Origin of the sequence: Allobosea sp. Root670 (assembly GCF_001429415.1) — a bacterium.
GTDB lineage: Bacteria > Pseudomonadota > Alphaproteobacteria > Rhizobiales > Beijerinckiaceae > Allobosea > Allobosea robiniae.
In genome coordinates this window covers 348046-368930 of the sequence record NZ_LMJU01000015.1, presented here as the reverse complement: position 1 = coordinate 368930, position 20885 = coordinate 348046, and the positions used below count along the sequence as shown (strand labels likewise).

At 66.1% G+C, this 20885-nt stretch carries 20 protein-coding genes; 6 read left to right on the top strand and 14 right to left on the bottom strand.

Annotated features, from left to right (window positions below; all coding sequences use genetic code 11):
* Positions 1–23: 23 nt before the first annotated feature.
* The gene (locus ASE61_RS14170) at positions 24–749 is read left to right on the top strand and encodes a DUF502 domain-containing protein (RefSeq protein WP_061967898.1); all 726 of its coding nucleotides are present in this window, start codon (positions 24–26) and stop codon (positions 747–749) included.
* On the opposite strand, the gene ASE61_RS14165 is transcribed toward ASE61_RS14170, so the two are convergent.
* Positions 739–1572, bottom strand: a complete 834-nt coding sequence (locus ASE61_RS14165) for an AraC family transcriptional regulator (protein ID WP_061967897.1) — start codon at positions 1570–1572, stop codon at positions 739–741. The two genes, ASE61_RS14170 and ASE61_RS14165, sit on opposite strands and share 11 nt — an antisense overlap.
* A gap of 123 nt (positions 1573–1695) precedes the next feature.
* Positions 1696–3795, bottom strand: a complete 2100-nt coding sequence (recG, locus tag ASE61_RS14160; RefSeq protein ID WP_061967895.1) for an ATP-dependent DNA helicase RecG — start codon at positions 3793–3795, stop codon at positions 1696–1698.
* 172 nt (positions 3796–3967) lie between these two features.
* Between recG and ASE61_RS14155 the strand changes: the two genes are divergently transcribed.
* Together ASE61_RS14155 and mfd are read left to right on the top strand one after the other, a co-directional pair.
* The gene (locus ASE61_RS14155; protein WP_047577233.1) at positions 3968–4264 is read left to right on the top strand and encodes a succinate dehydrogenase assembly factor 2; all 297 of its coding nucleotides are present in this window, start codon (positions 3968–3970) and stop codon (positions 4262–4264) included.
* Positions 4265–4425: 161 nt separating this feature from the next.
* The gene (gene mfd, locus ASE61_RS14150; protein ID WP_061967893.1) at positions 4426–7974 is read left to right on the top strand and encodes a transcription-repair coupling factor; all 3549 of its coding nucleotides are present in this window, start codon (positions 4426–4428) and stop codon (positions 7972–7974) included.
* Positions 7975–8142: 168 nt separating this feature from the next.
* Here mfd and ASE61_RS25990 read toward each other — a convergent pair whose 3' ends face one another.
* The 9 genes from ASE61_RS25990 to ASE61_RS14110 form a co-directional block, all read right to left on the bottom strand.
* Positions 8143–9207, bottom strand: coding sequence for a 4-hydroxyphenylpyruvate dioxygenase family protein (locus ASE61_RS25990; protein ID WP_244492858.1), 1065 nt, complete (start codon positions 9205–9207; stop codon positions 8143–8145).
* Between the two features lie 113 nt (positions 9208–9320).
* On the bottom strand, positions 9321–10163 hold an 843-nt coding region (locus tag ASE61_RS25985), incomplete at its 3' end, for a sugar phosphate isomerase/epimerase family protein (RefSeq protein ID WP_156407113.1).
* Between the two features lie 13 nt (positions 10164–10176).
* Complete coding sequence (locus ASE61_RS14140) at positions 10177–11007, bottom strand: shikimate dehydrogenase family protein (protein WP_061967891.1); 831 nt, start codon at positions 11005–11007, stop codon at positions 10177–10179.
* Positions 11004–12068: a Gfo/Idh/MocA family protein gene (locus ASE61_RS14135; protein WP_061967889.1), complete on the bottom strand. Its 1065-nt coding sequence runs from the start codon at positions 12066–12068 to the stop codon at positions 11004–11006. Before ASE61_RS14135 ends, ASE61_RS14140 begins: the two co-directional genes overlap by 4 nt.
* 11 nt (positions 12069–12079) lie before the next feature.
* Positions 12080–12529 (bottom strand): type II 3-dehydroquinate dehydratase, encoded by a 450-nt coding sequence (aroQ, locus tag ASE61_RS14130; protein WP_061967887.1) that lies wholly within the window; start codon positions 12527–12529, stop codon positions 12080–12082.
* A 46-nt stretch (positions 12530–12575) separates the two neighbouring features.
* Entirely contained in the window at positions 12576–13307 is a 732-nt protein-coding gene (locus tag ASE61_RS14125; protein WP_156407098.1) for an amino acid ABC transporter ATP-binding protein, read from the bottom strand.
* A 64-nt stretch (positions 13308–13371) separates the two neighbouring features.
* Positions 13372–14205 carry a transporter substrate-binding domain-containing protein gene (locus ASE61_RS14120; protein ID WP_061967883.1) on the bottom strand — a complete coding sequence of 278 codons (834 nt, stop codon included), beginning with the start codon at positions 14203–14205 and terminating at the stop codon, positions 13372–13374.
* A gap of 54 nt (positions 14206–14259) precedes the next feature.
* Positions 14260–14901, bottom strand: coding sequence for an amino acid ABC transporter permease (locus ASE61_RS14115; protein ID WP_061967881.1), 642 nt, complete (start codon positions 14899–14901; stop codon positions 14260–14262).
* Between the two features lie 7 nt (positions 14902–14908).
* Positions 14909–15577 carry an amino acid ABC transporter permease gene (locus ASE61_RS14110; RefSeq protein WP_061967879.1) on the bottom strand — a complete coding sequence of 223 codons (669 nt, stop codon included), beginning with the start codon at positions 15575–15577 and terminating at the stop codon, positions 14909–14911.
* Positions 15578–15896: 319 nt separating this feature from the next.
* Between ASE61_RS14110 and ASE61_RS14105 the strand changes: the two genes are divergently transcribed.
* Positions 15897–16562, top strand: coding sequence for a TetR/AcrR family transcriptional regulator (locus ASE61_RS14105; protein ID WP_061967878.1), 666 nt, complete (start codon positions 15897–15899; stop codon positions 16560–16562).
* A gap of 35 nt (positions 16563–16597) precedes the next feature.
* Here the strand turns inward: ASE61_RS14105 and ASE61_RS14100 are convergent, their stop codons facing one another.
* Positions 16598–17092, bottom strand: a complete 495-nt coding sequence (locus tag ASE61_RS14100; RefSeq protein WP_061967876.1) for a type II 3-dehydroquinate dehydratase — start codon at positions 17090–17092, stop codon at positions 16598–16600.
* Positions 17093–17275: 183 nt separating this feature from the next.
* Between ASE61_RS14100 and ASE61_RS14095 the strand changes: the two genes are divergently transcribed.
* Positions 17276–17968 carry a GntR family transcriptional regulator gene (locus ASE61_RS14095; protein ID WP_061967873.1) on the top strand — a complete coding sequence of 231 codons (693 nt, stop codon included), beginning with the start codon at positions 17276–17278 and terminating at the stop codon, positions 17966–17968.
* Between the two features lie 56 nt (positions 17969–18024).
* Here ASE61_RS14095 and ASE61_RS14090 read toward each other — a convergent pair whose 3' ends face one another.
* The gene (locus ASE61_RS14090) at positions 18025–18459 is read right to left on the bottom strand and encodes a MarR family winged helix-turn-helix transcriptional regulator (RefSeq protein WP_061967872.1); all 435 of its coding nucleotides are present in this window, start codon (positions 18457–18459) and stop codon (positions 18025–18027) included.
* A 76-nt stretch (positions 18460–18535) separates the two neighbouring features.
* On the opposite strand from ASE61_RS14090, the gene hmgA reads away from it, so the two are divergent.
* On the top strand, positions 18536–19888 hold the full coding sequence (gene hmgA / locus ASE61_RS14085) for a homogentisate 1,2-dioxygenase (RefSeq protein ID WP_061967870.1): 1353 nt from the start codon (positions 18536–18538) through the stop codon (positions 19886–19888).
* A gap of 190 nt (positions 19889–20078) precedes the next feature.
* On the opposite strand, the gene ASE61_RS14080 is transcribed toward hmgA, so the two are convergent.
* The gene (locus ASE61_RS14080; RefSeq protein ID WP_061967868.1) at positions 20079–20882 is read right to left on the bottom strand and encodes an MBL fold metallo-hydrolase; all 804 of its coding nucleotides are present in this window, start codon (positions 20880–20882) and stop codon (positions 20079–20081) included.
* Positions 20883–20885: the final 3 nt, after the last annotated feature.

Below are 20885 nucleotides of genomic sequence, written 5' to 3'. Positions count from 1 at the left end.
GCGCCGGTGTTCTGGGAGAGACGATGACAGCCGGCCCGCCCGATCCCCGCCTCATCCTGCCCGCGGAAATCCTGCGCCCGACCTGGGGCGCTCGCTTGCGCCGCTATTTCCTGACCGGGCTCGTCATCGCCGCGCCGCTCGCCATCACGGCCTCGGTGACCTGGTGGTTCGTCAATTTCGTCGACGGGCTGGTGAAGCCGCTCATTCCGAATTCCTACCTGCCTGATTCCTATTTGCCCTATCCGATCCCGGGTTTCGGCCTGGTCATCGCGCTGATCGGGCTGACCCTGCTGGGTTTCCTGACAGCCAATCTCGTCGGGCGCTCGCTGATCCGCGCCGGCGAGGCGATCCTCGACCGCATGCCGGTGGTGCGCAGCCTCTACAAGGGCGTGAAGCAGGTCTTCGAGACGATCTTCTCGCAGTCGGGCACCTCGTTCCGCAAGGTCGGGATGGTGCAGTTCCCGCAGCCGGGCATGTGGTCGATCGTCTTCATCGCGCAGGAGGCGGCACCCGAGATCGCCGAACGCCTGCCGAATGGCCAGGAACCGGGCGACGAGCAGATCGGCGTCTTCCTGCCCTGCACGCCGAACCCGACCACGGGCTTCTTCTTCTACCTGCCGCGGCGCGAGGTCGTCGAGCTATCGATCTCGGTCGAGGACGGCGCCAAGCTGATCATGTCGGCCGGGCTGATCCAGCCCGGCGAAAACGGCAAGCCGAAGCTCGAGGGGAAGCCGCCGCTCAGCGCTTGAGCGGCACCCAGATCTCGACGATGCCGTTGCCGGTCGCGCCGTCGAAGCGCTCGTCCACGCGCTCCAGCTTGACGCCCATCGCCGGTTCGCGCCCCGATTTCGGCAGCCAGTCCTGCCAGATCGCCTTGAAGGTCTGGGCGATGCCGGTGATGTGGCCGCGATGCTCGAACACGGCGCAGAGCTGCTCCGGCACGCTGAGCCGTGCGAACTCCTCCGAAAGCCCACCGAAGGAGGAGACCTCGGCGCCGGCGATGTAGTCGAAGGAGCCGAGCTCGTCGCAATTATAGCTCGCGCCGTAGACGACATGTCCGCGCTGGCCGGGGATATGCCCGAAATGCGGGGCGATCTTCTGCCAGAGCAGCGGGATGCCCTGGGTGTTGTCCATCGAGAAATGGCCGCTGAAACCGGCGATCAGCAGCGGCTTCCCAGTGACGATGCGCGGCTCGGCGATGGGGGCGGGGGTGATGTCATGCATGTTGAGCGACTCCACGAGGACGAGCGATGAGAGGTCGCGCCGGGCGCGCAATTCTTCCGGCGTGATGCCGAACTGCTCGCGAAAGGCGCGGGTGAAGGCTTCGTGGGAGCCATAGCCCCAATCGAGCGCGACCGAGAGGATATCGGGTGCACCGTTCGCGAGCTGGCGCGCCGCTTCCGAGAGCCGGCGCTCGCGCACATAGCGCATTACCGAGCGACCGGCCGCCGCGCCGAAGGCCCGGCTGAGATGGAAGCGCGAGACGCCACTGACCTCCGCGATCTCCTCGAGCGTCAGCTCGGCGGTGAAGCGGCTCTCGATGCACCAGATGGCTGTCTTGACCGGGTCCATGTTCTCTCCACGAAGTGGCGCGACATTGGACGACCAGACGAGGGGCCGCTTGATCGGGATTGCTCCTGCCAGCGCCAAAGCGCCATTGCTAGGCGCCAGGCGACGAAGCCGTGACAGCAGTGATCAGCCTGCCCGCAGCAACCTGATCGCGACGTCGCGCTCGAACAGATAGAGCAGCACCCGGATCGCCTGGCCGCGCGGCGTCTCCAGATGCGGGTCGCGCTCGATCAGGAGCCGCGCATCGTCGCGGGCGGCTGCCAGCAGGTCGCCGTCGATTTCCGGCCGGGCGATGCGCCAATCGGGCGAGCCCGATTGCTTGGTGCCGAGCACCTCGCCCTCACCACGCAGACGCAGATCCTCCTCGGCGATGCGGAAGCCGTCCTCGGTCTCGCGCATGATCGTCAGCCGCGCTTCGGCGACCGGACCGAGCGGCCCCTTGTAGAGCAGGAGGCAGGTCGAGGCGGCCGAACCGCGCCCGATGCGCCCGCGCAGCTGATGCAACTGCGCAAGGCCGAAGCGCTCGGCATGCTCGATCACCATGACGCTGGCATTGGGCACGTCGACGCCGACTTCGATCACGGTGGTCGAGACGAGGATGCGCGTCTCGCCGGCGACGAAGGCGGCCATGGCGGCGTCCTTCTCGCGGCCGGGCATCTGGCCATGGAGCAGCCCAACCTTGCCGCCGAAGATCTCGCGCAACGCGTCATAGCGCTCCAGCGCAGCAGCGACATCGAGCGTATCGGATTCCTGCACGAGCGGGCAGACCCAATAGGCCTGCGCCCCGCTCTCGACCGCCCGGCCGATGGCGCCGACGACCTCGTCATACCGTTCCGAGGAGACGGCGCGGGTGACGATCGGCTTCCGGCCCGCCGGCTTCTCCGAGAGGATCGAGATATCCATGTCGCCGAACCAGGTCAGCGAGAGCGTGCGCGGGATCGGCGTCGCGGTCATCACCAGCACGTCGACCGCCTCGCCCTTGGAGCCGAGCAGCAGGCGCTGATGCACGCCGAAACGGTGCTGCTCGTCGACGACGGCGAGCGCGAGATCATGGAAGGCGACACCCTCCTGGAACAGCGCATGGGTCCCGACCGCGATGTCGATCGAACCATCGGCCAGTCCGGCGAGCACTTGCTTGCGGCCGGCGCCCTTCTCGCGCCCGGTCAGCAGGGCGAGTTTCAGGCCGGCCTTCTCGGCCAGCGGCGCCAAGCGCTCGGCATGCTGGCGGGCGAGGATTTCGGTCGGTGCCATCAGCACCGATTGCCGTCCGGCTTCGGCGGCGGCGGCCATGGCCATCAGCGCGACCACGGTCTTGCCGGAGCCGACATCGCCCTGCAGGAGGCGCAGCATCTTCTCGGGCTTGGCCATATCGGAATGGATATCGGCGATCGCCTTGCGCTGGCCCTCGGTCAATTCGAAGGGCAGGGCGGACTGGATGCGGAAGCGCACGCCCCCGTCGCCGGTCGTGGCTCGCCCGGCGATCTTCTTCTGCTGGCGGCGGACAAGCGCGAGCGCGATCTGGCTCGCCAGCAATTCGTCATAGCCGATGCGCCGCCGCGCAACGGTGTCGCCCTCCGCCGCCTTGCGATCGACCGGGTGATGCAGGGCTTCGACCGCCGCATGGAACGAAGGGAAGTCACCCCTGGCGAGGAAGGCCGGGTCCTGCCATTCCGGCATCTCCGGGCAGCGCTCGGCCGCTGCCTGCACGGTCCGCATCATCATGCGCTGGCCGATGCCCTCGGTCAGCGGATAGACCGGCTCGAAGGCCGGCAGCGTCGCTGCGAGCTTGGGATCGAGGATGCGCTCGGGATGCACCATCTGGCGCATGCCTTCCCAGAGCTCCAGCTTGCCCGAGATCAGCCGGTAGGCGCCGATCGGCAGGGTCTGTGCCAGATGCCGCGAATCGGCATGGAAGAAGACGAGCGTCACGTCGCCGGTCTCGTCCTCGACGATGATGCGATAAGGCGCCTTCTTGCCGGCGGGGGCGGCGCGATGCTCGCTGACGCGGGCGGTGAAGGTCGCGACATCGCCGATCGGCGTATCCGCGATCGAAGGGCTTGGGCGCCGGTCGACCGCACCGGTCGGTAACTGGAACATCAGGTCAATGACGCGCGCTGCCTGCGTCTCGTCGCCAAGAAACTTTTCCAGAACCTTGCCGAGCTTGGGCCCGACGCCGGAAAGCGTCGTGACGGGAGCGAAGAGCGGATCGAGGATCGAAGGGCGCAAGACGTCTCGGCAATTGTCAGGAGCGCGAAGATCGCAGCCGCTTCGCCGCTGACTTCGCCGGGTTGCATCGCTATATAGCCTGCTCAGGCAGGCTCCGCGACGGGGCCGGCCCATTCGTTATTGCGCCTTCCCCCAGGTTTTCAGCCTGAAGTTTTTCCTGTTCGAGGTTCCCATGTCCGGCTCGACCCGCTCCAGCGCCGATCTCGACCCGCGCCGCCGCAAGATCCTGTTCCGCGCCTGGCATCGCGGCATGCGCGAGATGGACCTGATCATGGGCCGTTTCGCCGACGACGCGATCGCCGGCTTCAGCGATGCCGAGCTCGACGAGTTCGAGCGCCTGATCGAGGTGCTGGACCGCGACCTGCTGAGCTGGGTGACCGGAGAGGCGCCCGTGCCGGCGAATTACGACACGGAGCTGTTCCGCAAGCTTCGGGCTTTCCACCATCACGACAAGCCTATTCATGTGTGAGCACTGATGAAGTGCCCGCTGTCATCCCGGGCGTAGCGAAGCGCAGACCCGGGATCCATTCCGGAACGCCGCCGATGGAGGTTCAGGCATGGATCCCGGATCGGCGCCGCTTCGCGGCTTGTCCGGGATGACCTCAGGTAATTGAGAAAACGACGACTTCGATGAGCATTCCTCCCCCGTCCCAGATCGCAAAGCCGCAGCTCGACCGCCTGCTCGATGCGCTGAACCGCGGCGACAAGCCGACGCTTGCCGGCGTGCCCGATGGCTTCGACGCCGTCGTGCTCGCGGATCTCACCCGCGCACGCGCCAAGAAGGCGGAAGGCCCGGCGCTGCTCGTCTTCATCGCGCGTGACGGCCAGCGCCTGCAGGTGCTTGAGAACGCGCTGCAATTCGTAGCACCCGATCTCGAGGTGATGAGCTTCCCGGCCTGGGACTGCCAGCCTTATGACCGTGTCTCGCCGGCGCCGGCCATCGTCGCGCACCGGATGACGACACTCTCGCGCCTCGCCAAGACCAGGTCTGGCGACCGGCCACGCCTGCTGCTGACCACCGTCAATGCCGCGCTCCAGCGCGTGCCCGCCTTCGGCAAGGTGGCGTCGGAGAGCTTCTCGGCGGCGCCCGGCAACATGGTCGATATCGAGCAGTTGGCGCGCTGGCTCGACATCAACGGCTATCTCAGAACCTCGACCGTGCGCGAGACCGGCGAATTCGCCGTCCGCGGCGGCATCGTCGACCTGTTCCCGCCCGGCATGCCGGCACCGATCCGGCTCGACTTCTTCGGCGACACGCTGGAATCGATCCGCACCTTCGATCCGGAGACGCAGCGCACCACCGGGCAGCTCCGTGGGCTCGATCTCGTGCCGATGTCCGAAGCGCAGATGACGAGCGAGAGCATCCGCCGCTTCCGCCAGTCCTATATCTCGACCTTCGGCACGCCCGGCCGCGACGACACGCTCTATGAAGCGGTCAGCGAAGGCCGCCGCCCGGCCGGTCTTGAGCACTGGCTGCCATTGCTGGCGGAGAAGCTCGATACGCTCTTCACCTATCTGCCGGACGTTCCGCTGGTGCTCGACCATCAGGCCGAGGATGCGATCGGCGAGCGCATCAGCCTGATCAAGGACTATTACGACGCCCGCAAAGCCGCACTGGAGCAGGGCGGGGGCGGCGGCATTCCCTACAAGCCGCTGCCGCCGGATGCGCTCTATCTCTCGCCGACCGACTGGCGCGCGGTGATCGATGCTTCCGGCGTCGCCAGCATGACGCCGTTCCAGCTACCGGACAGCGAGGGCAAGCTCATCCTCGATCTCGGCGGCAAGCAGGGTCGCAGCTTCGCGGCCGAGCGAACGGCCGATGCCGGCGGCGTGTTCGATGCCGCCGTCGCGCATGTGAAGGCGCTGGAGACTGAGGGCAAGCGCGTCATCCTCGCCGCCTGGTCGGAGGGCTCGCGCGAGCGACTGGCGCATGTGCTGGCCGATCACGGCCTGAAAAGCACGCAGCTGACCGGCTCGCTGCGCGCCGCCTTCGATCTCAAGCCCGGCACGATCGCGCTCGCCGTCTGGGGCTTCGAGACCGGCTTCGAGGCCGGGCGCCTCGCGGTCATCGGCGAGCAGGACATCCTGGGCGACCGCCTCGTCCGGCCGCGCCGCAAGACCAGGCGCCCGCAGGATTTCATCGCCGAACTGTCCTCGCTCGCGCCGGGCGATCTAATCGTCCATGTCGATCACGGCATCGGCCGTTTCATCGGCCTGCAGACGATCACGGCGGCCGGCGCGCCGCATGACTGCCTCGAAATCCATTATGCCGGCGATTCCAAGCTGTTCCTGCCGGTCGAGAATATCGAGCTTCTGTCGCGCTACGGCTCCGAGGATACCGAGGTCCAGCTCGACCGGCTCGGTGGCGGCGGCTGGCAGGCACGCAAGGCCAAGCTCAAGCAGCGCATCCGCGAGATGGCTGGCAAGCTCATCCAGATCGCGGCGGCCCGCGCGCTCAAGGATGCGCCGCGGCTCATCCCGCCGGATGGCGTCTATGACGAGTTCTGCGCCCGCTTCCCCTATGAGGAGACCGAGGACCAGCAGAACACCATCGATGCGGTGCTGGACGATCTTGCGGCCGGGCGCCCGATGGACCGGCTGGTCTGCGGCGATGTCGGCTTCGGCAAGACCGAAGTCGCGCTGCGTGCCGCTTTCGCCGCAGCGCTCAACGGCAAGCAGGTCGCGGTCGTCGTCCCGACGACGCTGCTCGCCCGCCAGCACTACCGCAACTTCGCCGATCGCTTTGCCGGCTTGCCGGTCCATGTCGGGCAGGCCTCGCGCTTCGTCGGCTCGGCCGATCTCAAGGCGGTGAAGCAGGGTGCGCGCGACGGCACGATGGATATCGTCGTCGGCACCCATGCGTTGCTTGGCAAGGGCGTCGACTTCAAGGATCTCGGCCTCGTCATCGTCGACGAGGAGCAGCATTTCGGCGTCGCCCATAAGGAGAAGCTGAAGGAATTGCGCGCCGAGGTGCACATGCTCACCCTCTCGGCGACGCCGATCCCGCGCACGCTCCAGCTCGCCATGACCGGGGTGCGCGAGCTCTCCATTATCGCAACGCCGCCGGTCGACCGCCTGGCGGTGCGCACCTTCGTCACGCCCTTCGACCCGCTGATCGTGCGCGAGGCGCTGCTGCGCGAGCGTTACCGGGGTGGGCGCAGCTTCTATGTCGTGCCGCGCATCGAGGACATCGCCGACGTCAAGGACTTCCTCGACAAGCAGGTGCCGGAGTGCAAGGTCGGCATCGCCCATGGCCAGATGGCGGCGGGCACGCTGGAAGACGTGATGACCGCCTTCTATGACGGCCAGTACGACATCCTGCTCTCGACCACGATCGTCGAATCGGGCCTCGATATCCCGACCGCAAACACGCTGATCGTCCACCGCGCCGACATGTTCGGCCTTGCCCAGCTCTATCAGCTCCGGGGCCGCGTCGGCCGCTCGAAGACGCGCGCCTATGCGCTCTTCACCGTGCCGGCCAATCGCAAGCTGACCGAGCAGGCCGAGAAGCGCCTCAAGGTCCTGCAATCGCTCGACACGCTGGGCGCCGGCTTCCAGCTCGCCAGCCACGATCTCGACATCCGCGGCGCCGGCAACCTGCTCGGCGACGAGCAGTCCGGCCATATCAAGGAGGTCGGCTACGAGCTCTACCAGCAGATGCTGGAGGAGGCGGTGGCGGCGCTCAAGGCCGGCATCGAGTTCGAGACGGAGACGCAATGGTCGCCGGCGATCCAGGTCGGCGCGCCGGTCATGATCCCCGAGCACTATGTTGCCGACCTGACGCTGAGGCTGACGCTCTACAAGCGCCTCTCGACCATGGACGACGATGCCGAATTGCAGTCCTTCGGCGCCGAGCTGGTCGACCGCTTCGGCCCGCTGCCGGAGGAGGTCAACCAGCTGCTGGAGATCGTCGCGATCAAGGCGCTCTGTAAGCGCGCCAATGTCGAGAAGGTCGAGGCCGGACCGAAGGGCATCATCGTCGCCTTCCGCAACAACGAGTTCGCCAATCCGGAAGGGCTGGTCTCGTATGTCGCGAAGATCGGCACGCTGGCGAAGGTGCGCCCGGACATGCGCGTCGTCTTCATCGACGATTTCGACACTGTCGAGCAGCGCCTGAAGGCGACACGCCGGCTGCTGACCGATCTCGCGCGGATCGCGGAACGGAAAAAGGCGGCCTGAGCGGCCGCCTTTCACTTACAGATCGAAAAACACCATCTCGTTTTCGCCGGCGAGGTTGATGTCGAGCCACTAGGTCCCGTCCGGCTTGCGCTGGGCGATCGAGGCCGGCTGCCCGGCATCGAGCCCCGCATAGGGAAGGATCAGGCTGCTCATGCGGCTTATCTCTCCTCAGCCATGGCTCGGCGCGGGCACGCTGATCGGGCGCGCAAGCCTGGATTGCGCGGTGAGCCGGATGCCGGCATTGGCCGCGCCATAGCCGGCATAGCCATCGCGCTGGACGATCTCGAAGAACAAGCCACCATCCAGCGTCTGCGTATAGGCCTGGCGGAAGGCGCCGCCGGCATCGCTGTCATGGAGGATGTTCAGCGCCTTCATCGCGTCGATCTCCTGCGCCGTCAGGTCGGAGCGGGCTTCGAGGTCGTCATAATAGTTCTCGGGGATGGGTAGCATGGCGACGCCATTGGCAGCCAGCCGCTTGACGGTCGCAGCGATGTCGTCGGTCGCGAAGGCGATATGCTGCACGCCCGAGCCGAAGAAATCGGTGATGAAGCGGGCCGAGAGCGTGCGGTGGCTCTGCGAGCCGTTGAGGATGAGCCTCAAGCCATGGCCGTTCCGGCCGTCGAGCCCGCTCTCGATCACCTGGCTCTGGACCACGCCGCCGGGGTCGAGCACGGCCTGGCTCGGCGTCTTCCGGGTCTCGAACAGCGAGGAATAGAACAAGAGCCAGGTCAGCATCTCCTCGTACTGCATGCTCTGCGAGACATGGTCGACGCCGGTGAGCCCGGCATCGTCCGAGACTTCGCCGGTCGCTTCGAAATCGACCTCGGCCCAGCGGCCGAGCGCCGAAGCCTGGTCGAGGAAATAGAGCAGGCTGCCGCCGAGCCCGCGCACGGCCGGGATGTCGAGCTCGTCCGGCCCGATCGCGCCGGCATGGGGCACGTCGAGCAGGGCCTTGGCGCGCGCGATCGCGGCCTGCGCATCCGGCACGCGCAGGGCCAGCGCACAGACCGAGGTGCCATGGGTGATCTGGTAGCTATGGGCAAAGCCGTCAGCCTCGCTGTTCAGCACGATGCGGATATCGCCCTGGCGCCAGAGATCGACATCCTTGGAGCGATGCGCGCCGGCGCGCGCGAAGCCGAGCGCGCACAGCAGCTTCTCGAAACCCGGCCGTTCGGCCTCCGACACCGTGAACTCGATGAACTCGACCGCCTCGACCGGGGCCGGCGGCGGCATTGGCACCGCGCCGGGCACCGGCTTGCCGACTTGCCGCGCGGTCTCGTCGAGCAGCCAGATCAGCGAGCGATGGCCGTCGAGCGCGACGGAACGCGCGGAACCGGCGCGGAAGNCGGCACCGCGCCGGGCACCGGCTTGCCGACTTGCCGCGCGGTCTCGTCGAGCAGCCAGATCAGCGAGCGATGGCCGTCGAGCGCGACGGAACGCGCGGAACCGGCGCGGAAACGATCGTTGAAGATCTCCAGCGAGAGCACGCCGTCATAGCCGGTCGCGGCCAGCGCCCGCATGAAGCCGGAGAGATCGAGGTCGCCCTGGCCGGGCAGGCAGCGCCAGTGTCGGCTCCAGGAGAGCGGGTCCATCTGCAGCAGCGGCGCATCGGCCATCTGCACCATCTCGATCTTGTCGCGCGGGATCGTGCCGATCGCCGCGAGGTCGAGCCCGCGCGACAGGATATGGAAGGAATCGAGGATGATCCCGACTTCCGGCCGGTTGGCGCGCCGCACGATCTCCCAGGCGTCGCGATAGTCGAAGACATGCCGCCCCCAGGCCAGCGCCTCGTAGCCGACGCGAAGGCCGCGCCGGCCGGCCCGCTCCCCGAGCTCGGCGAAATCGGCGGCGAGCCGGTCGATACCCGGAAGCGCCTCCGGCGAGACGCTGGAGCAGATGAAGAGCAGGTCCGTTCCCAGTTCCTGCAAGAGATCGAACTTGCGCTCTGCCCGATCAAAGACGCGCTGGCGGCGCCCCTCCGGCATGCCCTCGAAATCGCGGAAGGGCTGGCAGGTCACGATGGTCAGGCCGAGATCGGCGCAGATGCGCCGGACTTCCGTGGGCGAACCGGGAAAGGCGATCAGGTCGTTCTCGAATATCTCCACCGCCGTGAAGCCCGCGGCGGCAATGGCCTCGAGCTTCTCCTGAAGCGTCCCGGAAACGCAGACGGTGGCGATCGATGGAATCACGGTGTGCCTCCTCTCAGGCCAGTCGCGCCACGGCGCGCAAATCCTCGGCCGTGGTCGAAGGCAGGCCGAAGAATTCCAGATAGGCGGGAATCTGCTCGAACAGCATGTCGGTGCCGACCTGCACGGCGCAGCCGCGCGCACGGGCGGCCGCTAGGAACGGCGTGATCTCCTGCGCCATTACGACTTCGCCGACGAAGGCGGAGGCGGGCAGGCGGGAGATATCGACCGGCAGGGGATCGCCCGGCTTCATGCCAAGAGGAGTCGCGTTGACGACGAGGTCGAAGCCATCAGGGTCGTTCGAGCCGGTCGTGACGCGAAGGGCAGGGTAGTGAGCAACCAGCCGCTGCCCGAGTTCCGCGGCTGCGGGAGCATGCTTGTCGAACAGACCCAGCTCCGCGACGCCGGCCTTCGCCAGAGAAGCGGCAATCGCCGAGCCGACGCCGCCGGCACCGATCACCAGCGCGCGGGCGCCAGCGAGCTTGTGCCCCTTGCGCAGAACGCCGCGTACGAAACCTTCGCCATCGAACATGTCGCCTGTGAGCCGGCCGTCCGCTTCCAGCCGCACGGCATTGCAGGCGCCGGCAATGGCGGCGGTCGGCGAGAGCACATCGACGAGACCGGTCGTGGTGACCTTGTGCGGCATCGTCACCAGCGCGCCATGGGCATTGGACAGACGGAAGAACAGCTTGAGGAAATCGGGATAGTCTTCGCTGCGGCAACCCATCGGCACGACGACAGCATCGATCCCCTCGCGCTGGAAATAGGGGTTGTAGATCATCGGCGCCTTGAAGCTCTCGGTCGGATAGCCGAGATGACCGATCAATCGCGTCGTGCCCTTGATCATGCTTTGGCCCTCGCCGGAGCAGCCTCCGGGGCGATCTCGACCGGTGCGCCGCTGCGCGCGGCCCGCTTCACCGCCTCGATGACGGCAAGCGTCGCCAAGCCCTCGCGACCGGAGACGAGCGGTTGTTCCTCGCCACGGATCACCGCGCAGAAATGCCGGACCTGGGCCTGAAGCGGGTCTTCCGGAACGAAGGGGATGCGCTCGCGCCGCAGCGGCTCCCACCAGCCGCGCCTGTCTGAGTGGTTCCAGAGTTCGAGCGCGGGAATCGTCAGCGCACCATGCGTACCGCCGATCTGGTAACAGGACTGGTCCTGCTGCGGATAGGCGGGGTTCTCGCCGGTCGTCAGCTCCCAGCTCCAGGGCGAAACCACGGTGTCGGAGGCGCTGACCGTGCCGAGCGCTCCATTGGCGAAGCGCAGGATCGCGACCGCAGTCTCCTCGGCCGGATTGCCGCGCACAGCGTTCGAGCTCAATGCCTGCACGCCGACGATCTCGCCGCAGAGATAGCGGAACAGATCGATATCGTGGATCAGGTTGATCAGGACCGGCCCGGCGCCTTCCTGCCGGCGCCAGTCGACATCGAAATAATCGTCCGGCTTCACCAGCCAGAACTGGCCGTTGAGGGTCAGGATACGGCCCAGCCGGCCGGCATCGATCGCCTCGCGCGCTTTCCGGATCATCGGATTGTGGCGGCGGTGATGGCCGACGAGCAGTGGCACGCCCGCCGCCTCGGCGGCCTGGACGAGCTTGCGGGCGCTGTCGACGCTGTCCGCCAGCGGCTTCTCGACGAGCATCGGGACACCGGCCGCGACCAGCTCCAGCCCGTTGGCGACATGGAGCTGGTTCGGCGTCGCGACAATGACGCCGTCCGGCTTCTCCGAAGCGGGGAGGGCGTCGAAACCCGGATACCAGGCGACGCCGATCTCCTCGGCGAAGGCCTTGCCGGCTGGGGCGGGATCGATGATCGCCGAGAGGGCGGCGCCGGGCTCGGCCCGGACATGGGCGGCGTGGCGCTTGCCGATCAGGCCCGCTCCCATCACCGCGATCTTCACCGGAGCCATCGGGGCGTTCCTCAAGCGGCCGCGTCGGCGATCAGCTTGGCGATGCGCCGCAAGCCAAGCTGATACCCTTGCGTTCCGAAACCGGCGATGACGCCGTCGGAGCGCATGGAGACATAGGAGTGATGGCGGAAGGCCTCGCGCTTATGCACCTGCGAGATATGGCACTCGATCACCGGCCCCTCGAAGGTGTTGAGCGCGTCGAGCAGCGCGACCGAGGTATGCGTGAAGGCGGCCGGGTTGATGACGATGCCGGCGCCGTCCTCGCGCGCCTCGTGGATCCAGTCGATCAGTTCGTATTCGCGGTTCGACTGGTGGAAGCGCAGCTCGAGCTTCAGCTCTTCGGCGAGCTTGCGGCAGTCGCGCTCGACATCGGCCAGGGTCTCGTGCCCGTAAATATGCGGCTGGCGCTTGCCGAGCAGGTTCAGGTTCGGGCCGTTCAGGACATAGACGAGGCGGGACATCGATCGCATTCCGTTGAAGCGTCCGGACCTTGGCCGGACGGATGTTTCAGTGCTTGTGCAGGATTTCGCCGAGGAACTTCCGCGTCCGCTCATGGCGCGGATTCTGGAAGAACTCCTCGGGCGGCGCCTCCTCGACGATGGCGCCCTCGGCCATGAAGATGACGCGGTTCGCCACCTGGCGGGCAAACCCCATCTCATGGGTGACGCAGATCATGGTCATGCCCTCCTCGGCGAGCGCGATCATGGTGTCGAGGACTTCCTTGACCATCTCGGGATCGAGCGCCGAGGTGGGCTCGTCGAACAGCATGACCTTCGGTTTCATGCACAGCGCCCGCGCGATCGCGACGCGCTGCTGCTGGCCGCCGGAGAGCTGCGCCGGGTATTTCTCGGCCTGTTCGAGGATCTTCACGCGGCCGAGCAGTTGGCGGGCGGTGGCCTCGGCCTCCGCCTTGCTGGCGCCGAGCGAGCGCATCGGCGCCAGCATGCAGTTCTGCAGCACGGTCATGTGCGGGAACAGGTTGAAGTGCTGGAAGACCATGCCGACCTCGCGGCGTACCGCGTCGATGGTTCGGGCATCGTCCCCGAGCCTGGTGCCGCCGACCCGAATCTCGCCCTTCTGGTAAGTCTCCAGATGGTTGATGCAGCGGATCAGCGTCGATTTGCCGGAGCCCGACGGTCCGCAAAGCACGATGCGCTCGCCTTTGCGGACCGTGAGACTGATATCGGTCAGGGCCTTGAACTCGCCATACCATTTCTCGACATGCGTCATGGCAATCATGGCATCCGCCCCGGAAGGCTGTGCGGCTGGCGCGTTCATGGCCCTGGCCCCGATTTCTTGGCGATCAGCTCGCGGTGAAGGTGATGCCTTCGAGGCTGTCCGGGAACTTGTGAACCGGCACCTTCATCCACTTGTCGTAGATCTTCTGCAGCTCGCCATTGGCCTTGATCTTGTCGATGAAGCTGTTGATCGCGGCGTTGATCTCCTTCTCGCCGAGACGGGTGCAGGCGCCGTTATAGAGGTTCTGGAATTCGAGCTTGTTCTCGAACTCGCCGGGGCGGGCCTGCTCGATGCGCTGCATGTAGAAGATGTTGCCGCCGATCGCCTGGACCTGGCCAGAGACCAGCGCCTGGATCGAGGGCGCATCGCCGTCATAGCGGCGGATCGTGGTGTTGGCAGGCGCGTTCTTGGTAACCTGCGTGTCCTGCGCCGCGCCCTTGGCGACGCCGATCGTATAGCGGCCCATATCCTCGTTGGTGGTGATCTTGTCCTTCTTCGGGCCGATGAGCACGATGGTGTTGGCGACATAGGGCTTCGAGAACTGCACAGCCTTGGCGCGCTCCGGCAGCATCGCCATGGTCGCGAACAGCACGTCGACGCGACCGGTGGTCAGGGCCGGGATGCGGTTGTTGACCTCGAGCGGCACGAACTCGACCTGCACGCCGAGCTCCTTGGCGAAGAGCGTCGCGATATCGGCATCGAGACCGTCCTGCTTGCCGGCGCTGGTGACGAAGCCCCACGGCGGGTTGTCGCCCTGGATGCCGACGACGATCTTGCCCTTGGCCTTGATCTCGGCCGGGGTGACGGCGAGGGCAGGGGCGCTCAGTACGGCCGGCAAGGCCAAAGCAGCGGCGCCCGCGATCAGGACGCTACGGCGGGTGGTTTTCATCTTTGTCATGTTTCTCTCCCTCTTCGTGTTTGGTGGTTGGTGGTCAGGCGGTGAACGGGTCTGTCAGCGCGCGGCAATGGCCATGCGACGTTCCAGGTGCGAGCCGTAGAGCGAGAGCGGCCAGCACAGCAGGAAGTAGAGGATGCCGACGATCCCGAAGACGAGGAGCGGCTGGAAGATCTGGTTGGAGACGATGTTGCCGGCCCGCGTCAGCTCGGTGAAGCCGACGATCGCGGCGAGCGAAGTGCCCTTGATCAGCTGGACGAGGAAACCGATCGTCGCCGGCAGCGAGATGCGGATCGCCTGCGGCAGGATCACGTCGCGCATCCGCGAGACATAGCGGAGGCTCAGCGCCTTGGCGGCCTCGGTCTGGCCCTTCGGCACGGCCTCGATCGATCCGCGCCAGATCTCGCCGAGATAGGCGCTGGCATGGAGCGTGAAGCCGATCGCGACCGCGACCCAGGCATCGAGCTTCAGCCCGACCAGCGCGAGGCCGTAATAGACCACGAAGAGCTGCATCAGCAGCGGCGTGCCCTGGAACAGCGCGATATAGCCGGAGGTGATCCGCTCGATCAGCGGCCGGCCGGACACGCGCAGCAGCGCGATGGCGAGCCCGCACACGCCGCCGCCGATGAAGCCGACGATCGAGAGCAGCACGGTCCATTTCAGACCGGTGAGCAGGAAGAGGAATTCGTTCGCTCCCATCGTGCCCTCACTTCACCGGATAGCTGAAGTAGCGGGTCGAGATCGCGTCGAAGAAGCGCATCATCACCCAGGAGATCACGAGGTAGAACAGCGTGATCGTGCCGTAGACCTCGAAGGAGCGGAAACTGTCGGACTCGATCCGCTGCGCCACCGAGGTCAGTTCGTAAGCCGAGATCGCCGAGGCGATGGAGGTCGTCAGCGTCAGCAGCACGAACTGGCTGGTGAGCGAGGGGAAGATCGCCCTCAGCGCCGGCTTCAGCACGATCAGCCGGAAGACCTGCGCCTTGTGCAGGCCGAGTGCGAGCCCTGCCTCGATCTGGCCCTTGCCGATCGACTGGACGCCGCCGCGGATGATCTCGATCGCATAGGCGCCGCCATTGATGCCGAGCGCGATGATCGCGGTCGGCGTCGGATCGAGCCTCAATCCTGCCAGCGGCAGCGCGAAATAGATGAAGAAGATCTGGACCAGGAAGGGTGTGTTGCGGATGATTTCGACGAAGGCCTTCACCAGCCAGCGCACCGGGGCGATCTTCGAGTCGCGCAGGATCACGCCGCCGACGCCGATGACGATGGCCAGTGCCATGCCGCAGATCGCGAGCAGGAAGGTGCCGAGGCAGCCCATCAGCAGGGCTGGCATCCCGTCGATCACCGGCGTGAAATCGAGCTTGTAGTTCATGGCGCTCCCTAGATCATCGCGCGTTCCACGGGGCGCGGTGATCTATCTCCTTGGTGTTGCATCGGATTCATCCGAAAAGTGGAATCCACTTTTCGGTCCGACGCAGTCGCGGCCGACCTTCTCGAAGGGGTCGATCCGGTTCCCGTCTGCAGTCGCGACACCTCTCCTCGGGTGCCTTGGTCGTCAGGCTCGCCGGCTTGCGCTCTGCCGACGACATGTTAAATGTACCAGATAGTTCATTTGGTCAAGCGCAATGTACCGTCTTGTCCATTTCAATGCGTGCGACCCGGCTTTCGTGCCGGTTTCCGATGAGGGAAGCATGAGCAAGGCAGCGTCGACGCAGAAGGTGACGGGCCGCAAGCCGGCGTCCTGGACGCAGGACCCGGAGGGCGTCCGCCGCAACATCCTGACCGTCGCGAAGGAGGAATTCGTCGAGAACGGCCTGAGCGGCGCGCGCGTCGACGAGATCGCGGCGCGGACCGCGACCAGCAAGCGGATGATCTACTATTATTTCGGGGACAAGGAGGGGCTCTACCGCGCCGTCCTCGAGGAGATGTACGAGCGCATCCGCGGCTTCGAGCGCAGCCTCGACCTCGCCAGCCTGCCGCCGGTCGAGGCGATGACGCTGCTGGCGGGCTTCACCTTTGACTATCACGCCGAGAACCCGGATTTCGTCCGTCTCGTCATGGTCGAGAACATCCACCATGGCCGCCATCTCGCAAGCTCGGACCGGATCGCTTCGCTCAACCTTTCGGCCATCGACATGATCCGCGAGGCCTATGAACGCGGCGTGGCGGCGGGGCTGTTCCGGCCGGGGATCGAGGCGCTCGATATCCACCTGACGATCAGCGCGCTCGCCTTCTACAACGTCTCCAACCGCGCCAGCATCCGCCAGGTCTTCGGCCATGACATGGGCGCGCCCGAAGCGTTGGCCCGCCGCCGCGCGGCCGCGATCGACACGCTCCTGCGCATGCTGCATCCCTGAAGCCTTGCCGGGCCGGGAGGGCAGGGGCATCGCCATCAGGCCCTGGCCGCGACCAGGCCGGCCATCGCCTGGATGGCAAGTTCGTAGCCGGCGGCGCCCATCCCGATGATGATGCCGGTCGCGGTCCGCGAGATCAGCGAGTTGTGATAGATGCTCTCACGCGCATGCACATTCGAGATGTGCAGCTCGATCTTCGGGCCGTCGAACATCTTGAGCGCATCGAGCAGCGCAACCGAGGTGAAGGTGTAGCCGGCCGGGTTGATGATGATCCCGCAGGCCTCGAGCCGCGCCTGATGCACGCTCTCGACCAGTTCGCCCTCGAAATTGGTCTGTCGAAAGTCGACCGAAAAGCCGAGCGAACCTGCCTTCGCTTCGCAGCTCTCTCGGATCTCGGCCAGCGTGGTCGAGCCGTAGATATGCGGCTCGCGCTGCCCGAGCAGGTTCAGGTTTGGGCCGTTCAGGATGTAGAGGCGGCGCGATGCGGCCGCGCTTCCCGCTGCGGCGCCGGCCGGCCCTTCCTTCTCCGACATGACGATCTCCCAGGGCGAGGTTCTCTGGCCTCGCTCGCGTTTCCTGAGCGAAACGTGATACAAGACGAAACAGAGATCAACTGATAATTCATCGATCATCAGTTGATTTATGAAACTGCTGTCCACGCGCTTGCAAGCCGCAGCGGCGGCTGGCAGGAAGGCGGCGAGGCGGTACGGAGCACCATGACGGACGCGGCATTCGATCTCGGCAGCGATGACATCCCGGCGCTGTCGACCGGCGAGCAGGCCTATGAGCGCATCCGGCACGACATCGTGTTCGGCGTACTCCAGCCCGGGCAGCGCCTGCCGCTCGATCGATTGAAATCGGTCTATGGCGTCGGCATCAGCACGCTGCGCGAGATCCTGAACCGGTTGGCGCCGCAGGGCCTCGTGGTCGCGGAAGGCCAGCGCGGCTTCCAGGTCTCACCCTGCTCGGTGACGGACCTCAAGGAACTGGCGGATCTGCGCCTGCTGATCGAGAGCAACGCCCTGGCGCAGTCCTTCCAGGCCGGGGATGTCGAGTGGGAAGGGCGCATCGTCGCCGCCCATCACAAGCTTGCCCGGATGGAGCAGCGCCTGCTCGCCGGCGACGAGTCGGGCACGCAAGCCTGGAAACGCTACGATTTCGAATTCCATCAGGCGCTGGTCTCGGCTTGCGGCTCCAAGGCGCTGCTTGATCTCCATGCCGGTATCTATGACCGCTACCTGCGCTATCAGATGGTCTTCTTCGTCTTCTGGGGACCGACCTCGACCGAGGATCACAAGGCCCTGCTCGATTGCGCCCTGCGCCGCGATGCAGCCGAGGCTCAGCGGCTGCTGCACGGCCATATCCATGGCTGTATCGACATGGCGCTGGAGCGCGGCCTGGTCGACTGAAACGGCCGGCTGAGAGTTCTCGCCCGTGCTCTGTCGCCAGAGCGTGGAGAGGTGCCTCACTCGACAGGGAAACGCGCCTCCATCAGCGCGAGCGCTTCCAGCAAGGGCTCGGCATGGGGGCCGAGCGCAGTGAGGATGGAGGCCTCGAAAGCCAGCGCGCGCGGCACGATCTCGCGATAGGCGTGCAGCCCGGGCGCCGTCAGGGATAGGCTTTCCTCGCGCCTGTCCTGCGCGTTCTCGCGCCGGACCAGCCAGCGCCGCTCCTCCAGCGCCCGCACGGCCCGGCTGACCTTGGTCTTGTGCATCGAGGAATGCCGGCCAATGGCCTTCGCCGTGATCGTCCCGAACTGGGCGAGGGTGGCGAGCACCCGCCATTCCGGCACGGTCAGGTCGTGATGCGGGCCGTAGACCGCCCGGAACTGCTGCGAGACCGCCGAGCTCAGGCGGTTCAGGCGATAGGGCAGGAAGTGCTCGAGCGCGAGTTTCGGCATGCCTTGTTAGTTACAAAATCGACAGTTACCAAAGCAACCATCTTAAGCGAAGGCCGTCGCGAGGAGAGGGCACCCCATGACCGTTCAGAACCCGGCCCATGCCGGCGGCTCAAAGGCCCCGAGCGCGATCCAGGCGGGCTACATGTCCGGCTTCGGCAATGGCTTCGAGACCGAGTCGCTGCCGGGCGCCCTGCCGCTCGGGCGCAACTCGCCGCAGAAATGCGCCTATGGGCTCTATGCCGAACAGCTCTCCGGCTCGCCCTTCACCGCACCGCGCACCACCAACGAGCGTTCCTGGCTCTATCGCATCCGGCCGACGGTGGCGCATTGGAACGAATTCCGGAAGGTCGATGCCGGCTTCTGGCGCACGGCGCCGGCCCGCGAGGTCGACATGCCGATCGCGCCCTTGCGCTGGAGCCCGATCCCGATCCCGTCGGAGCCGATCTCCTTCATCGAGGGCATCCGCAGCATGACGACCGCCGGCGACGCCGGCAGCCTGGGCGGCATGGGCGCGCATGTCTACCTGATCACGCGCTCGATGGTGGACGCGTATTTCTACAATGCCGATGGCGAGATGCTGTTCGTGCCGCAACAGGGCGCTCTACGACTCTGGACCGAATTCGGCATCATCGACATCGAGCCCGGCGAGATCGCGGTGATCCCGCGCGGCGTGAAGATCCGCGTCGAACTCCGGGGCGGGCCGGCTCGCGGCTATATCTGCGAGAACTATGGCGGCGCCTTCACCTTGCCGGAGCGCGGGCCGATCGGCGCCAACTGCCTCGCCAATCCCCGTGATTTCCTCACCCCCGTCGCCGCCTATGAGGACCGCGATGCGCCCTCCAAAATGTATGTGAAATGGGGCGGCAATCTCTGGGCTGCCGACATCGAACATTCACCGCTCGACGTCGTCGCCTGGCATGGCAACTACGCCCCGTACAAGTATGATCTCAGGCGCTTTTCGCCGGTCGGGCCGGTCCTCTACGACCATGCCGATCCGTCGATCTTTACGGTGCTGACTTCGCCGTCGGAGACGCCCGGCACCGCCAATATCGACTTCGTCATCTTCTCGGATCGCTGGCTGGTGGCCGAAAACACCTTCCGGCCGCCCTGGTACCATATGAACGTGATGAGCGAGTTCATGGGGTTGGTCTACGGCGTCTACGACGCCAAGACCGGCGGCGGCTTCGTGCCCGGCGGCATCTCGCTGCATAACAGCATGCTGCCGCACGGGCCGGACATGGATGCTTTCGAGAAGGCCAGCAATGTCGAACTGAAACCGCACAAGCTGGAGGGCACGCTGGCCTTCATGTTCGAGACGCGCTTCCCGCAGCAGGTCACGGCCTTTGCCGCCGGCTCTGAAACACTCCAGCGCGACTATGGCGGCTACGGCCACAAGCTGACCAAGCATTTCGATCCGAACAGGCCTTGAGAGGGCGTGACGGTCGATAGGTCAGGCATGGCCGGGTACAGAGAGAACGGCAGCCGCAGCGTCGTGGCTGCCGGTCCTGATGTCAGTCCCAGGAGCGAAGGAAGAGGGCCGAAATCCGTCCAGCACTGATTCGCATAAGGTATATTATGGAACTAATATTGATGGGAGCGCGGCCCGGAACGCTGGCAGCTCACGCTGGGAGCAAAATCGTCATCCCGTCGAACGCCACCTCTGCAATACCGTCCACGCGCTTGCTCAGGCTGGCATAATCGAGATCGACATGAAGGTTGGTCAGGATCGCGCGGCGCGGCTTCAATCGCGCGATCGCTTCGAGCGACTGCGCCAGATGGAAATGACTGGGATGCGGCGTCTCGCGCAGGCAGTCGAGGATCAGCACGTCGAGATCGGCCATCGCATCCATGGCCGCCGCCGGGATCAGATTGACATCCGGCAGGTAAGCGAGATCGCCGAAGCGGAAGCCCAGCGCCTCGTAGTTCGGCCCGTGCTCGACCCGGAACGGCAGCGCCGTGATCGGCCCGCCGGCGCCGTCGATGGTCTGCGGCCGGCCGGCGCTGATCTCGTCGAGATCGAGGATCGGCGGATAATAGCTGCCGGGCGGCGTCTCAAAGAGATAGCCGAAGCGCGAATGCAGCGAGGCTTGCGTCGTCTTGTCGGCATGGATCCGGATGCGCTGGCGCATATGCAGGACGAGCGCGCGCAGATCGTCGATGCCGTGGGTATGGTCGGCATGGTCATGCGTCATCAGCACGCCGTCCAGCGCCGGGACCTCGGCCGAGAGCAGCTGCTCGCGCAGATCCGGCGAGGTATCGACCAGGACCCGCGTCGTGCCGTCAGGGCCGATGCGCTCGACCAGGATCGAGCAGCGGCGGCGCCGGTTCTTCGGCTCGGCGGGATCGCAGGCGCCCCAGCCGGAGCCCGGCCGCGGCACGCCGCCTGACGATCCGCAGCCGAGGATGGTGACGGTGAGCGTCATGGC

Coding starts and splice junctions, on each gene's coding strand:
- ASE61_RS14155 (WP_047577233.1), top strand. CDS start 3,968: ATGTCCGGCTCGACCCGCTCCAGCGCCGATCTCGACCCGCGCCGCCGC.
- ASE61_RS25990 (WP_244492858.1), bottom strand. CDS start 9,207: ATGCCGCCGCCGGCCCCGGTCGAGGCGGTCGAGTTCATCGAGTTCACG.
- ASE61_RS14140 (WP_061967891.1), bottom strand. CDS start 11,007: ATGATCAAGGGCACGACGCGATTGATCGGTCATCTCGGCTATCCGACC.
- ASE61_RS14135 (WP_061967889.1), bottom strand. CDS start 12,068: ATGGCTCCGGTGAAGATCGCGGTGATGGGAGCGGGCCTGATCGGCAAG.
- aroQ (WP_061967887.1), bottom strand. CDS start 12,529: ATGTCCCGCCTCGTCTATGTCCTGAACGGCCCGAACCTGAACCTGCTC.
- ASE61_RS14080 (WP_061967868.1), bottom strand. CDS start 20,882: ATGACGCTCACCGTCACCATCCTCGGCTGCGGATCGTCAGGCGGCGTG.
- ASE61_RS14090 (WP_061967872.1), bottom strand. CDS start 18,459: ATGCCGAAACTCGCGCTCGAGCACTTCCTGCCCTATCGCCTGAACCGC.
- ASE61_RS14170 (WP_061967898.1), top strand. CDS start 24: ATGACAGCCGGCCCGCCCGATCCCCGCCTCATCCTGCCCGCGGAAATC.
- ASE61_RS14095 (WP_061967873.1), top strand. CDS start 17,276: ATGACGGACGCGGCATTCGATCTCGGCAGCGATGACATCCCGGCGCTG.
- ASE61_RS14100 (WP_061967876.1), bottom strand. CDS start 17,092: ATGTCGGAGAAGGAAGGGCCGGCCGGCGCCGCAGCGGGAAGCGCGGCC.
- ASE61_RS14125 (WP_156407098.1), bottom strand. CDS start 13,307: ATGATTGCCATGACGCATGTCGAGAAATGGTATGGCGAGTTCAAGGCC.
- ASE61_RS14105 (WP_061967878.1), top strand. CDS start 15,897: ATGAGCAAGGCAGCGTCGACGCAGAAGGTGACGGGCCGCAAGCCGGCG.
- ASE61_RS14115 (WP_061967881.1), bottom strand. CDS start 14,901: ATGGGAGCGAACGAATTCCTCTTCCTGCTCACCGGTCTGAAATGGACC.
- ASE61_RS14120 (WP_061967883.1), bottom strand. CDS start 14,205: ATGACAAAGATGAAAACCACCCGCCGTAGCGTCCTGATCGCGGGCGCC.
- ASE61_RS14110 (WP_061967879.1), bottom strand. CDS start 15,577: ATGAACTACAAGCTCGATTTCACGCCGGTGATCGACGGGATGCCAGCC.
- hmgA (WP_061967870.1), top strand. CDS start 18,536: ATGACCGTTCAGAACCCGGCCCATGCCGGCGGCTCAAAGGCCCCGAGC.
- mfd (WP_061967893.1), top strand. CDS start 4,426: ATGAGCATTCCTCCCCCGTCCCAGATCGCAAAGCCGCAGCTCGACCGC.
- ASE61_RS14165 (WP_061967897.1), bottom strand. CDS start 1,572: ATGGACCCGGTCAAGACAGCCATCTGGTGCATCGAGAGCCGCTTCACC.